Annotated in this window: 12 protein-coding genes; 5 read left to right on the forward strand and 7 right to left on the reverse strand. The window is 41.6% G+C overall.

Annotation, left to right across the window (positions count from 1 at the left end; genetic code table 11):
* Window positions 1-200: 200 nt before the first annotated feature.
* Window positions 201-1,007, reverse strand: a complete 807-nt coding sequence (locus MOB98_RS08110) for a CAP domain-containing protein (RefSeq protein ID WP_268362204.1) — start codon at window positions 1,005-1,007, stop codon at window positions 201-203.
* 337 nt (window positions 1,008-1,344) lie between these two features.
* On the opposite strand from MOB98_RS08110, the gene MOB98_RS08115 reads away from it, so the two are divergent.
* Both MOB98_RS08115 and kinA read left to right on the forward strand, forming a co-directional pair.
* Complete coding sequence (locus tag MOB98_RS08115) at window positions 1,345-3,468, forward strand: peptidoglycan D,D-transpeptidase FtsI family protein (RefSeq protein ID WP_268362207.1); 2,124 nt, start codon at window positions 1,345-1,347, stop codon at window positions 3,466-3,468.
* A 163-nt stretch (window positions 3,469-3,631) separates the two neighbouring features.
* Complete coding sequence (gene kinA / locus MOB98_RS08120; RefSeq protein ID WP_268362210.1) at window positions 3,632-5,452, forward strand: sporulation histidine kinase KinA; 1,821 nt, start codon at window positions 3,632-3,634, stop codon at window positions 5,450-5,452.
* A 9-nt stretch (window positions 5,453-5,461) separates the two neighbouring features.
* On the opposite strand, the gene MOB98_RS08125 is transcribed toward kinA, so the two are convergent.
* Together MOB98_RS08125 and MOB98_RS08130 are read right to left on the reverse strand one after the other, a co-directional pair.
* Complete coding sequence (locus MOB98_RS08125) at window positions 5,462-6,643, reverse strand: aminotransferase A (protein WP_268362213.1); 1,182 nt, start codon at window positions 6,641-6,643, stop codon at window positions 5,462-5,464.
* A gap of 201 nt (window positions 6,644-6,844) precedes the next feature.
* A complete protein-coding gene (locus tag MOB98_RS08130) occupies window positions 6,845-7,006 on the reverse strand; it encodes a hypothetical protein (protein WP_268362215.1) in 162 nt (53 codons plus the stop codon).
* 206 nt (window positions 7,007-7,212) lie between these two features.
* Between MOB98_RS08130 and cheV the strand changes: the two genes are divergently transcribed.
* Window positions 7,213-8,124 (forward strand): chemotaxis protein CheV, encoded by a 912-nt coding sequence (cheV, locus tag MOB98_RS08135; RefSeq protein WP_268362217.1) that lies wholly within the window; start codon window positions 7,213-7,215, stop codon window positions 8,122-8,124.
* 42 nt (window positions 8,125-8,166) lie between these two features.
* On the opposite strand, the gene MOB98_RS08140 is transcribed toward cheV, so the two are convergent.
* The 4 genes from MOB98_RS08140 to MOB98_RS08155 form a co-directional block, all read right to left on the reverse strand.
* Window positions 8,167-8,631, reverse strand: a complete 465-nt coding sequence (locus tag MOB98_RS08140; RefSeq protein ID WP_003232406.1) for a YkyB family protein — start codon at window positions 8,629-8,631, stop codon at window positions 8,167-8,169.
* A gap of 125 nt (window positions 8,632-8,756) precedes the next feature.
* Complete coding sequence (locus MOB98_RS08145) at window positions 8,757-10,049, reverse strand: MFS transporter (protein ID WP_268362220.1); 1,293 nt, start codon at window positions 10,047-10,049, stop codon at window positions 8,757-8,759.
* Window positions 10,050-10,124: 75 nt separating this feature from the next.
* Window positions 10,125-10,619 carry a L,D-transpeptidase family protein gene (locus MOB98_RS08150; protein WP_268362231.1) on the reverse strand — a complete coding sequence of 165 codons (495 nt, stop codon included), beginning with the start codon at window positions 10,617-10,619 and terminating at the stop codon, window positions 10,125-10,127.
* Window positions 10,620-10,676: 57 nt separating this feature from the next.
* Window positions 10,677-11,537 (reverse strand): metallophosphoesterase, encoded by an 861-nt coding sequence (locus tag MOB98_RS08155; protein WP_268362223.1) that lies wholly within the window; start codon window positions 11,535-11,537, stop codon window positions 10,677-10,679.
* 142 nt (window positions 11,538-11,679) lie between these two features.
* Here MOB98_RS08155 and fadH point away from each other — a divergent pair, with 142 nt between their 5' ends.
* A complete protein-coding gene (gene fadH / locus MOB98_RS08160; protein ID WP_268362226.1) occupies window positions 11,680-12,444 on the forward strand; it encodes a 2,4-dienoyl-CoA reductase in 765 nt (254 codons plus the stop codon).
* A gap of 63 nt (window positions 12,445-12,507) precedes the next feature.
* The gene (locus MOB98_RS08165) at window positions 12,508-13,731 is read left to right on the forward strand and encodes an EAL-associated domain-containing protein (RefSeq protein WP_268362229.1); all 1,224 of its coding nucleotides are present in this window, start codon (window positions 12,508-12,510) and stop codon (window positions 13,729-13,731) included.
* Window positions 13,732-13,768 lie beyond the last annotated feature (37 nt).

Genomic DNA, 13,768 nt, shown 5'->3' on the forward strand with positions numbered 1-13,768 from the left:
GAAGTGACCGAACGAGTTTTCCTCGCAGCCGTGTGCCAAAACATGAAGAAAATTATCACACACCTATCCGAGCAGGGCTGGATATACGGGAACTTTTTCTTGTTATGGAAACAGATTAGAAATAAAAAACAAAAAAGCTTGTAGAGAAAACATGGTTTTCTCTACAAGCTGAAGATTACTTGTCTCGTACAGGATATTTATTATTTTCCGATGAATTGCTGTGTCCAGATGCTTCCAGACTCAACGTAGCCTACACCGATGTGAGTAAAGTTAGGATTTAGAATGTTTTTTCTGTGTCCTTCACTGTTCATCCAAGCTTTTACAACTTCCTCTGGTGTCTTTTGGCCCTTAGCGATGTTTTCACCTGCTGTTTTGTAGCTAATTCCGAAAGATTTCATCATATCAAACGGTGAGCCGTAAGTTGGGCTTTGGTGGTCAAAGTAGTTTTTGTCTTTCATATCCTGAGATTTTGCGCGAGCAGATTTGCTCAACGTTTCATCAATTTGAAGAGGTTTTAACCCTTGTTTTTGTCTTTCTGCATTTGTAAGCTCAACAACTTTTTTCTCATAGGCGCTTACAGATGAAGGCGCAGATGTAGTTGTGTTTGTTTTTTCAGCTTCAGGTGCTTTAGAAGCGGTGTTGTGTTCAGTAGCAGCTGGTGCTTTAGAAGCAGTGTTTTTTTCAGCAGCTGCTTTTTCAGCAGTTTTTTGTGCAGGTTTTGCAGTTTCAGTCTTTTGAACATCCTGAATGTTCATGTTAGATTGCTTCGCATATTTTTGAAGAAGCTGCTTGATCTCTTTTTCGTTTGCAGCGTCTAATGTTTTGATATTTGTTTTCATATGCAGTTTTTTCACTGCATCGTTAAGGGACATGTTTTGCACAGTGTTCCCCGTTTTTACCGTTACCACATGCTGGCAGGAGAGTTCTTTCGCTGATGCTTGCTGTACGCCCCCGAATGTGAATAATCCAACCGCAGCGGCAGCAGATAAAATAAATGCTTTCTTCATTAGTTCATAACCTCCTAGAGTTGTTTGTTTCTACAGAAAAATCATAACATAGCTTTTTTGTCATAAAGAATCCAACACTTTCCTTTGACAAATAGAGATTGTCATTTTCGTAACGTATATGCGCTAAATCGCTAAGGAGAAGGGAATTAGCTGGATATCATGATTTTATCGTACAGTTACATTGCTTCCTTTTTCTTGAATCGTTAGTTAAATTTTAATGTGTTTTTATGTTGACAGTTTTTTTTATCCCTTTTTGCTGTAACAACTGTTACAAAGGTGTTACAATTAATCTCAGTATATGTAAATATATTGAATGATTTGAGAGGGGTAACCAGAAGTGACTGAAATAGGACGTGAACCAAAGAAAAAGAGCAAAGGAAACAGAGCAATCAGAATGAACCTTTTTTTCCTTGCTGTCTTTGTTCTATTCACTGCATTAATCTTTAAGCTTGGCGTCGTTCAAATTGTTGAAGGCGAACAGCATGAAGAAGACGCTGAGAAAGCAAATGCAAAAACAGCGTACTATCCGGCGCCGCGAGGGAAGATGTACGACAGAAACCAGAAAGTGGCTGTCGATAACCAGAGCGTGCCTGAAATTGTGTATGTTTCAACATCGAGCACAAAAACAGAAGATAAAATCAAAACAGCGAAGCGGCTTGCTGCTTTCATTCATATTGATACTGAATTTTTGAAGGAAAGAGATTTGCGTGATTACTGGATTGCATCTCATCCGAAAAAAGCTGCCGCTCTGCTAAAGGAATCGGAAAGCAACCTGAAAGGGGACCAGGCTTACAAGCTCCAGGTTGAGCGTGTTCCAGATGAAGAATTGAAGGCTATTCAGCAAGATGACGAAGAAATGGAAACCGCTGCGATATATACAAGGTTTTCAAGCGGAAATGCTTACGAACCTCAAATTGTAAAAGCGATGAATCCAAATGAAAGCAATAGCAATGGAAAAAACGGGACGCTGCTTGATGAGAAGAAAAGCTCTACGCAACGGCCAAAAAATGACTTAACATATGATGAGATTTCAATTGTTTCTGAGCATTTAGAGGAGCTTCCTGGAATCGACATCGTCAACGATTGGACACGAAAATATCCTTATAACAAAACCCTCTATTCCGTGTTCGGGGGCGTCACGACACCTGATCAGGGCCTGCTGAGCGACCGGAAAGATTTCTACTTAACTAGAGGCTATGCGAATAATGACAGGGTGGGAAAAAGTTATTTAGAGTATCAATATGAAGACTATTTAAATTCTCATAAAGAAAAAGTGCAATACGTAGTAGACAATAAAGGAAATGTCGTCAGCCAAAAAACCATTGACAAAGGCAGCAGGGGATACGATCTTCAGCTTTCTTTCGACATGGAGCTCCAAGCAAAAGTGGAAAAGATCGTTGAAGAAGAAGTGAGAAACAGCCGTGCACGTGGGAACTATATGCTTGACAGAGCCTTTGTCGTGATGATGGATCCGAATAACGGCGATATTTTGTCGATGGCGGGAAAAAAGATAGATTTAGAAACAAACAAAATTCAAGATTATGCGATAGGCGCATTTACGACCCAATATGAAATGGGTTCGGCAGTGAAGGGTGCCACCGTACTTGCCGGCTATCAGGACGGGATTCCGCATTATAAATATTTTGTTGATACACCTCTTTATTTTGCAGGAAACGGTAACAAGCCTAAGAAGTCCTATATGAATATGGGAACTATTAACGAATTAACCGCATTGCAAAAAAGCTCAAACGTATACATGTTTAATGTTGCCATGCACATTGCCGGTGTCACGTATAAGCCGCATGGACCTCTTCCCGCTGATCAGAAGGATTTGAACAAAATGAGAAATTACTACAGCCAGTTTGGCCTGGGAGTAAAGACAGGTATTGATCTGCCTCAGGAATCAGCCGGCATGCAAACTACACCTGATGCGGTAGGGGGATTAATATTAGACTTGGCCATTGGACAATACGATACATATACACCGCTTCAAATGGCGCAGTACATCTCATCCATTGCCAATGGGGGCTACCGTGTTCAGCCAAGAATTGTTACAAGTATCCATGAGCCCAGCAATAAAGAGGGCCTTGGGAAGACCATTGAACAAAGAAAGCCAAACATTCTCAATAAAATTAACAACTCAGAAAGTGACATACAGCAAGTGCAAACAGGTATGAAATTAGTCACCTCTTCAGGGACAGCTAAAAATACGTTTACAGAAGATGTATCAGGGAAAACGGGAACTGCTCAAACATTTTATTACGGAACAAACCGTAATTGGTGGGGGCAAAGCACATACAATCTAACTTTTGTCGGCTATTATCCGTCGAAAAATCCAAAAGTGGCATTTAGTGTTGTTGTTCCTTCTGTAGCGAACGACCACGACCCGATCAATAAACTCATTGCCAAAAGAGCTATCCACGCCTACGCAGAGCTCGAAAAAAAACACAGCAAAAAATAAAAAACAGGGTGCACAACGAAAAGATTGTGTGCCCTTTCTTTTATTCAAAAATTGACGTTCACCATAAGAATAGAAGGAGAATACTCATTTTCTAGCGAATCATACTAGGTAAAAGTCAATCTGTATATGTCGAAACACGATGATCATGCAAAGGAGGGATTCTGTGGAACAGGATACGCAGCATGTTAAACCATTTCAAACAAAAACCGATATTCATGCAGTCTTGGCCTCTAATGGACGCATCATTTATATATCTGCCAACTCCAAACTGCATTTAGGCTATCTCCAAGGAGAGATGATCGGATCATTCCTCAAAACGTTTCTTCATGAGGAAGACCAATTTTTAGTCGAAAGCTATTTTTATAATGAACATCATCTGATGCCGTGCACCTTTCGTTTCATTAAAAAAGATCATACGATTGTGTGGGTGGAGGCTGCGGTAGAAATCGTTACGACAAGAGCTGAGCGGACAGAACGGGAAATCATTTTGAAAATGAAGGTTCTTGAAGAAGAAACAGGCCATCAATCCCTAAACTGCGAGAAACATGAAATCGAGCCTGCAAGCCCGGAATCGACTACATATATAACGGATGATTATGAACGGTTAGTTGAAAATCTCCCGAGTCCGCTATGCATCAGTGTCAAAGGCAAAATCGCCTATGTAAACAGCGCGATGCTTTCAATGCTGGGAGCGAATAGCAAGGACGCTATTATTGGCAAATGGTCCTATGAATTTATTGAAGAAGAATATCATGATATCGTGAAAAACAGGATTATACGAATGCAAAAAGGAATGGAAGTCGGAATGATAGAACAGACGTGGAAAAGGCTTGATGGCACACCTGTTCATTTAGAAGTGAAAGCGTCCCCGACCGTCTACAAAAACCAGCAGGCTGAGCTGCTGCTGCTGATCGACATCTCTTCAAGGAAAAAATTCCAAACCATCCTGCAAAAAAGCCGCGAACGATATCAGCTGCTGATTCAAAACTCGATTGATACCATTGCAGTGATTCATAATGGCAAATGGGTATTTATGAATGAGTCGGGAATTTCACTGTTTGAAGCGGCTACCTACGAAGATTTAATTGGCAAAAACATATACGATCAGCTGCATCCATGCGATCATGAGGACGTAAAAGAGCGAATCCAAAACATTGCCGAGCAAAAAACAGAATCAGAAATTGTCAAGCAATCCTGGTTTACCTTCCAGAACAGGGTCATCTATACGGAGATGGTCTGCATTCCGACGACCTTTTTTGGTGAAGCGGCTGTCCAAGTCATTCTTCGTGACATTTCTGAGAGAAAACAAACAGAAGAATTGATGCTCAAATCGGAAAAATTATCAATCGCTGGGCAGCTTGCGGCGGGAATTGCCCATGAGATCCGGAACCCTCTAACAGCGATTAAAGGATTTTTACAGCTGATGAAACCGACGATGGAAGGAAATGAACATTACTTTGATATTGTATTTTCTGAACTCAGCCGTATTGAATTAATCCTTAGTGAGCTGCTAATGCTGGCGAAACCCCAGCAAAATGCCGTAAAAGAATATTTAAACCTAAAAAAATTAATTGGTGAGGTCTCGGCACTGTTAGAAACACAGGCAAATTTGAATGGTATTTTTATCAGAACCAGCTATGAAAAAGACAGCATTTATATAAACGGGGATCAAAACCAATTGAAGCAGGTGTTCATTAATTTAATTAAAAATGCAGTGGAGTCTATGCCTAATGGGGGAACAGTAGACATTATCATCACTGAGGATGAGCGTTCTGTTCATGTCACTGTCAAAGATGAAGGAGAAGGCATACCTGAAAAAGTGCTGAACCGGATTGGAGAACCATTTTTAACGACAAAAGAAAAGGGAACGGGACTCGGACTGATGGTGACATTTAATATTATTGAAAATCATCAGGGAGTCATCCATGTGGACAGCCATCCCGAAAAAGGCACAGCGTTTAAAATTTCATTTCCAAAAAAATAAAACAACGGCTTAAACGCCGTTGTTTATCGTCTGCATTGATTCCCGTTTTTTTAATACAAATAACTCTAAACGATCCAGGCCTTCTCTTAGCGTGTCCAGCGAGTATGCGAAAGACAACCTCACATATCCTTCACCATACTTTGAGAACGAGCTGCCCGGCACAAGTGCCACACCAGCATCCTCCAAAAGAGCCATACTAAAATCAAATGAAGACATTCCAAATGATTTAATAGAAGGAAAGATATAAAACGCACCAGACGGTTTTACAACGTCAATACCCATTGAAACTAGGCGGTCATACACATAGTCCAGACGTTTTTTGTACTGTTCCCTCATAATCAGGGCGTCGTCAAAGCCGTTTGTCACAGCTTCAAGCGCTGCTTGTTGCGATATGGATGATGCGCACGACACATTGTATTGATGAACCTTCAAAATGTGCTTTGCAATGTCTTTCGGTGCGAATAAAAATCCAATTCTCCAACCGGTCATACTGTGTGATTTTGACAAGCCGTTAATGACAATCGTTTGATCCCGCAGATAGGTTGCGATGGAGTAATGCGGTCTGTCATACGTTAATTCACTGTATATTTCATCAGACAATACGAAGACATTTCTTCCTTTTAAAAGGGCGGCAATGCTTTTCAGCTCTTCTTCAGATAAAGTCACGCCGGTAGGATTTGACGGGTAAGGAAGCACTACACATTTGGTGTTAGGGGTCAGAGCGTCTTCAATCAGCCGGGCAGTAAGCTTAAAGCCGTGTGACGTCGTATCAACAATGACAGGTTTGGCACCGCACAAATTGATAATAGGTTCATAGCCCGGATAAATCGGACCTGGCATAATCACTTCATCACCAGGAGATAAAATCGTCCGGAATGCAGCGTCAATGGCTTGGCTTGCACCTGTTGTAATGATGATTTCAGATTCAGCATCATAGTTGAAATCCGCTTTTTTCTTCATATAAAGCTGCACAGCTTGTCTCAGCTCGAGGTAGCCGGCGTTCGGCGTATATGACGTCACGTTTTCATCAATGGCTTTTTTGGCGGCAGCTTTCACGTGATGCGGCGTGAAAAAATCAGGCTGGCCGATTGTAAGTGAAATAACATCTTCGTGTTGTGCTACAAGATTTGAGAATTTGCGTATTCCTGAAATTTCAATTTCTCTTGCTTTCGGATTCAGCAAATGTTCCATAATTCATCACCTTAACAAATATAATGAGTTTATCCTATTTTACCACTAGCTGATCATTTGTCACCTGTTTAGCCGATATATTTCGATTGTATGCGCCTTTTTTCTAAACATACCTTTTTTAACAGAAAAAAAGAAGACAACCAGCGATTTGATTGTCTTTATTGTATCATGTTCTATTATTGTTTATATGTGCCAATTTCATTAATAACCATAATCAAAATGAAGGTCTTCGTGCCAAATCATATACGGGGGATGCTCTTCTTGAAGGTCAGCTGATTCTTTCTTCATATGCAGATAAGCCTCTTCACTGATATCTTCTAAAACAGTCATTTCATTTTCTTTAAATATTACTAAGGTACCCATTATTTACACCCTTCTTTGGAAAAATCCTTGACTATTTTATCACTGTTACTTGGAAAGTCAATGGTTATTAGGAAAAAAGTTTCTTTTTTTGTGAATCACAGCATGTGGCTCCCAGTATCCGATTTTGAAGTGCCATGCCATTCACTTTTTACAAATTACGCCGATATATACAGTACAATACTGAATGCGAATAGCGAGGGATTGAATTGTCGTTACAACAATACGAAATTTTATTGGATTCTGGTACAAATGAATTAGAAATTGTGAAGTTTGGCGTGGGCGATAATGCTTTCGGAATTAACGTCATGAAGGTAAGAGAGATTATTCAGCCAGTCGAGGTGACATCAGTGCCTCACTCTCATCAGCATGTTGAAGGCATGATTAAGCTCAGAGGAGAGATTCTTCCTGTGATCAGCCTCTTCTCATTTTTTGGAGTTGAGCCTGACGGATCAAAAGACGAGAAATATATCGTGACTGAATTTAATAAACGGAAAATCGTTTTTCATGTCGGCTCTGTTTCGCAAATTCACCGAGTGTCCTGGGAAGCTATTGAAAAACCGACATCATTAAATCAAGGGATGGAGCGGCACCTTACCGGGATTATTAAGCTCGAAGACCTGATGATCTTTTTGCCTGACTATGAGAAGATTATTTATGACATCGAATCAGATTCAGGTGTGGATACGTACAATATGCATACCGAGGGCTTCGATGAAAGAAGAACTGATAAAAAGCTTATCATTGTAGAGGACTCACCGCTCTTAATGCGCCTCTTGCAGGATGAATTAAAAGAAGCAGGGTACAACAATATCGCTTCGTTTGAAAACGGAAAAGAGGCATATGACTACATTATGAACCTTGCTGAAAACGAAACTGATTTATCAAAACAGATTGATATGATTATTACTGATATTGAAATGCCAAAAATGGACGGACACAGGCTTACAAAGCTGCTGAAGGAAAATCCGAAAAGCTCAGATGTGCCGGTTATGATTTTCTCATCGTTAATTACAGATGATCTGCGTCACCGCGGAGAGGTTGTTGGCGCAGATGAGCAAATCAGCAAGCCTGAGATCAGTGATTTGATTAAAAAAGTGGATACGTATGTTATCGAATAAATAAAAACAGCCGTTGCCTAAAGGGGCACGGCTATTTTTATTTTAAAAGTAACTTTCGCCAAGTTTTTTAAAGACCGGTTTATGGTAAGCCGGCTGCTGGCGATTTGGCACAAGCGGCTTTTCTTTCATGCCGACATATTCTTGCAATAGGTGTTTCGCTTTTGTTAAAGACATTTGAGCTTTAGGATTTCGGTACGATTGATTAAGTGTACCTAAATGCGGAAGATGTTCGAAGTCTTCTTTAGTTGGAGGCATGTGAAAATAGTAGTCTCCGATTGAGATAAGCACGTCCGATTGCTGTTGGCTGAACCTTGGATTTTTTGAAAAATGAAGCCCTATTTTCTTTCCTTTACCTTCTTTGACAAGCTTTTGCAAAGCCCGTTTTTTCAGCAGATATAGGTATTTAGGGTTGGGGGCGGTTTTTGCATGGCGATTCACAGTGTAAACTGCTTTTGAAAGATTTTCTACGGTTGGCTGCAGATCTTTCGTATATGCATGGTCGTCCATTATTTCTCTCCTTTGCTCTAATCAAATTCTATATGATTAGATTATACTTTTTTAAAGTTGAAATGCAAATATTGAATGTAAAAATGCGCTTTTTTCTAAGAAAAAAAGCGCATTTTTTACGTATATTATACAGATCTTGCTTTCTTTTTCGGCTGCTCTTGAAATGCTTCCTGAACATTTACTTCTACAGCCTGCGCACTGTATTTTGGCAGTGCAACAAAATAAAAAATAAAAACAAGCAGGATGATAACGCCCATGCCGTAATAAAGATAATCAATGTTTGAAACGAACTTAGGAAATAACAGCGCAACTAAGCCGAGTGTCAAAGACTGTGCAAACATCATAAAAGGGTCCTGCAAGCCGCTGACACGTCCCATCAGCTTCGGATGAACAATCTTTGGCATCCATCCTCCAATTGCAATGTTGATCGGTCCGATGCACATTCCCAGGGTAAAAGCTGCCGCGTAAAACACCCATAAAACGTTCGTATAGCCAAGGACGAAAATCAGCAAGCCTGCAATGAAAATCGGTATTGACATTAAAAAGTGCGGCTTCACTTTTTTAGAGATGACTGTACCGATTACACTTCCAGCCAGCAGCCCAAACCCGAGTGCGATCGTAAATACAGACGTATGCCACTCATAACGGTCAGGCGCCAATCCATATTTCATTGTAAACATCGGCAATACGGCGAATCCTCCGTTGACAAATCCAAAAATGAAGAAACCGAATATAAGAGATGCCAGCAGTTTGTTTTTTAAAATATAGAGAATGCCTTCCTTAAAATCATTGAATGAATCTTTAACAGAAGCTTTTCTCCAGCTGAATGCACCGTTTGGCTGTCGGGCTTCTTTCGGAATCCGGCAGCTGCGGATCAGCAGCCCGGAAATGATAAAGCTGACAAAATCAAGAATAATGGCGCCTTCAATTCCAATTGTGTTGTACATAACAGCGCCGATTCCGACCCCGAACACCATAAAAATACTAAAAAGCATCTGGTTAAGCCCTGCCGCTTTCGCATAATGCTCCTTTGGCAGGATGGCTTGTACCAAACTGTTTTCTGCCGGAAAGAAAAACTTCGTGACAGCGCTTCTGACAAATAAAATACAAAAAACAAGAGGAATATTGCCGGTAAATAAAGTGAAAAAAAGAACGACAGTCAGGCCGGCTCTGATCCAATCACAGTTTTCAGCTACCTTTTTTCTGTCAAACCGGTCTGCCACGACTCCCACGATCAGAAATACAAATACGGTCGGAAGGGAATACATCAGCTCCGCCAAGGTCGTATATGAAGGCTGGCTGCTGAAGCGGTCCAGCAAGAAAAAAGCAAAGGCCATGTTGCCTACTGTCGTGCCCATTTGAGAAGCGAGTGCTGCGAAAAATAGTCGAACAAAATTACGATTTTTAAATATATCCATAAAAACGCTCCTTACCCTAAAGGTCCCACTTTATCATATTATAAACCGCCTGTTTTTGAAACAAATAAGAAAACATTACCGGTTAATTAAGACTCTTGTTCCGTTTGGCACAATGGAAGCGAGCTCGATTACGTCTTTGTTATGCATGCGAATGCACCCTTTAGAAACAGCCTTACCAATCGAAGATGGATTATTCGTCCCGTGTATTCCGTAGTGCTGCTTTGAAAGGCTTAACCAATAAGCGCCAAATGGGCCGCCGGGATTGCGCTGGCGGTTAATAATGTAAAACTCGCCAGTAGGCGTTTGCGTTAGGATTTTGCCAACGGCGATGGGATAGGTTTTCATTAACCGATTATTTTGAAACAGCGTAAGGGTCTTCGCTCCGATTGAGACTGCGATATGATATGGGATTGTATTAGGGTCAGGCAGTCCGGGGATGACAATGGACTGCCCCGCAGTGAGCCCTGCCTGCAGTGACGGATTAGCTTGGAGTAATGCAGCCGTGCTGATTCTGAAATCAGCCGCGATACTGTTCAGTGTATCACCTTGCTTCACCTGGTACGTAAGCAGTTTCCTCATCCTCTCCTTTTTACTTATAAGTATTGACGAGGAGCCCATCCTGCTACATTAATTTGTGCTTTTTAAGGTAAAAACAGCAATTTCAGGCTTTGCCAGAAACCGCAAAGGCAGCCTGGTCATCCCGAGGCCGCGGTTTACGTAAATATGAGTGCTGCCCGTATGATACATTCCCTCTGTGTAGACATTTCCATATGGAGGCGTAATAATCGGACCGTAAAAAGGCAGCTGAATCTGGCCGCCGTGTGTGTGGCCGGACAGCTGAAGATTCACTGGATACTCTGTTGTATTCAAGGCTGCATCAGGTTCATGAACGAGCAGAATGGAAAAAAGACTGTCGCTTAGCCTTGAAAGGATGCCTTCATAATCGGGTTTTCCTAGCATTAAGTCATCAAGTGATGCAATCTCAATTTCACTGCCATCCGCGAGCGTCAATGTTTGATAGCCATTGCGGTATACCGTAAAACCCCCGGCTGTCATCAGACTTTTGTATACGGCAGTTCCATAGCCTCCGTGATCATGATTGCCATAAATACAAAGCTTGCCGAAGGGCGCATTCAGTTTTCTTAATAACGGAATCACTGCCTGGTGTTGCTGATACGTATCAGGATTATCGATAATATCACCGGTAAACACAATGAGATCAGGTTTACATTCATTGATTGTCAGGATGACAGTTTTTAAATCTTCCAGAGTAAAATAATCACTCAAGTGTGTATCACTGAACTGCACGATTTTAAAACCGTCAAATCCGTGCGGGATGAGAGAGCTTTTTATGGTGTGTTCGGTTGTCTCAATCATGTGCGGCTCCAGATATCTGGCATAGCCGTATCCTCCGCCGGCCGTTATAGCTCCGGCAGCAAGAGCGCCGAACATACCTTTCAGAAATTGCCTTCTGGACATCTTTTTCATTTCAAACCAACCTTTAATAGAGTTTTTCTATTATATCATCTGTAGCTTTAAAAAATCTCATGTCAGCATGTACTGACAGAGGCAGGCATATAATGATAGAATAATATTGAATGAATACTCATTCACAACAGGAGGGAGAAACATGGAAAAAAAGGCAGTTATCATTACTGGCGGGTCAAGCGGCATGGGAAAAGCAATGGCGAAAAAACAGGCTGAATTGGGCTGGTACGTTATGGTGACAGGGAGGAAACAGGAAGCACTTGAGGAAACGAAAAGAGAAATTGAGACCTTTGAGGGGCAGGTTATCTGTTATCAAATGGATGTCCGTTCTGATTCCGCCGCTTCAGAAATGATTCAAGAAGCGATAAAAGCGTTTGGCCGGCTTGACGCGCTGATTAACAATGCGGCCGGAAACTTTATTTGTCCGGCAGAAAAGCTGACGCCCAATGGATGGAAAGCCGTCATTGAGATTGTTTTAAACGGTACATTCTTTTGCAGTCAAGCCGCGGCAAGGCATTGGATCGACCAGCAGCAGAAGGGCGTCATTGTAAATATGGCTGCTACATACGCTTGGGGAGCGGGAGCGGGGGTCGTTCATTCCGCTGCAGCCAAAGCAGGGGTATTGTCACTGACAAGAACACTGGCCGTTGAGTGGGGGAGCAAATACGGCATCCGAACAAACGCGATCGCACCCGGCCCAATTGAACGAACAGGCGGTGCGGATAAGCTTTTTGAATCAAAAAAAGCGAAGGCCCGCACAATGATCAGCGTACCGCTGGGCCGGCTGGGCACGCCGGAGGAAATCGCCGCTTTGGCCGCGTTTTTGCTTTCTGACGAAGCATCCTATATAAACGGGGATTGTATCACAATGGATGGGGGGCAATGGCTGAATCCTTACCCGTTTTAAAGCATATTAATCTTTGGATCCAATGTGGTATAATCAGACAAAGATAGAGAAGCAGGTGATAACATGTTGGATCCACTTGATATTTTAACGAACATTGATGATGTCCTTCCATATTACCAGGCGATTTTCAGTGCCGAGGAACAGAAGATCATCGGGTATGAAGTGCTTGGACGTATTTTGGCAGATTCAGAATTCCAAAGTCTCGGGCCCTTCTTTTTAGATGCAGGGATACCCGAAGAATATAAATTAGAGGTTGATAACAGAATTATCCGCCAGGCTCTTGACCGCTTTTTGGAGGCTGATTCTGATCTGCTGATTTTTATGAATCAGGATGCCAATCTACTGATGCTTGACCATGGTGAAAGCTTTCTGGAGCTTCTGAAAGAATATGAAGCTAAGGGAATTGAACTCCATCGTTTTGTGCTTGAAATTACAGAGCACAATTTTGAAGGGGATATTGAGCAGCTCTACCATATGCTTGCCTACTATCGTACATACGGAATAAAAATCGCAGTTGATAACATCGGAAAAGAAAGCAGCAACTTAGACAGAATTGCCCTGCTTTCGCCAGATTTGTTGAAAATCGATTTGCAGGCCCTGAAAGTATCACAGCCGTCACCGTCATATGAGCATGTGCTGTACAGCATATCTTTATTAGCAAGAAAAATCGGTGCGGCGCTGCTGTATGAAGACATTGAGGCGAACTTCCAGCTTCAGTACGCCTGGAGAAACGGAGGCCGCTATTTTCAGGGCTATTACTTGGTGTCTCCATCTGAAACGTTTCTAGAGAGAGATGTATTGAAACATAGACTAAAAACTGAATTTCATCAATTTATCACACATGAGAAAAAGAAATTGGAAACCGTCTATGAGCACTCCGAACAGTTTTACAAACGAGTGCATCAGGCTGTGACCTCTTTGAGAAAAAACAATCTGTCTTCTGATGATGACTTTATTAAAAAGCTGGCGGAAGAGCTGACAGATTGCAGCTTTAGAATTTACATGTGTGATGAAGAAGGCGACCAGCTGACGGGAAATGTGTTTAAACAAGATGGAGAATGGATTTACCAGCCGGAATATGCGGAAAAGAATTGGAGCTGGCGTCCTTATTTTCTGGAGAACATTATGAGAATGAGAAATCTCAGAAAGGGATTTTTCAGTGATTTGTACAGTGATTTGGAAACAGGTGAAATGATCAGAACGTTTTCGTATCCGATGGATGATCAAATGTATTTATTTATAGACTTGCCTTATTCTTATTTATATGAGCAGGATGGATTGATTTAAGCGGCTGAATAGCCGTCAGCTTGTAGAGAAAACGATG

Source organism: Bacillus sp. N13C7, from assembly GCF_026790065.1.
Taxonomy (GTDB): Bacteria; Bacillota; Bacilli; order Bacillales; family Bacillaceae; genus Bacillus.